1 pseudogene is annotated in these 330 nt (G+C 44.2%); it reads right to left on the bottom strand.

From position 1 onward, the window contains the following. Positions 1 to 330, bottom strand: a pseudogene (locus tag HMPREF3279_RS06780) (hypothetical protein); the annotation flags it as partial.

Genomic DNA, 330 nt, shown 5'->3' with positions numbered 1-330 from the left:
GAGTACCGTCACCGTTATCTACAACTTCACCTGTGATGCTGGTACCGTCTTCACCTTTATCACCTTTATCACCTTTATCACCTTTAGCACCGGTTGCACCATCTTTAACGATAGTCGTTGTGGTATTACCGTTACCATCTTTAATGGTTACAGTATGAGTACCGTCGCCGTTGTCTTTCACATCAGCTTCAGCGTTCTTACCATCAGCACCAGTTGCACCGGTCGCACCAGTTGCACCATCTTTACCATCTTTAACGATAGTAGTGGTCACTGATCCTGTACCTAAATCAGTAATAGTAATAGTGTGAGTACCGTCACCGTTATCTACAA

This window comes from Haemophilus sp. HMSC71H05, assembly GCF_001838635.1.
GTDB lineage: Bacteria > Pseudomonadota > Gammaproteobacteria > Enterobacterales > Pasteurellaceae > Haemophilus_D > Haemophilus_D parainfluenzae_R.
The sequence above is the reverse complement of the archived record's forward strand: the minus strand, read 5'-3'. Positions and strand labels throughout refer to the sequence as shown.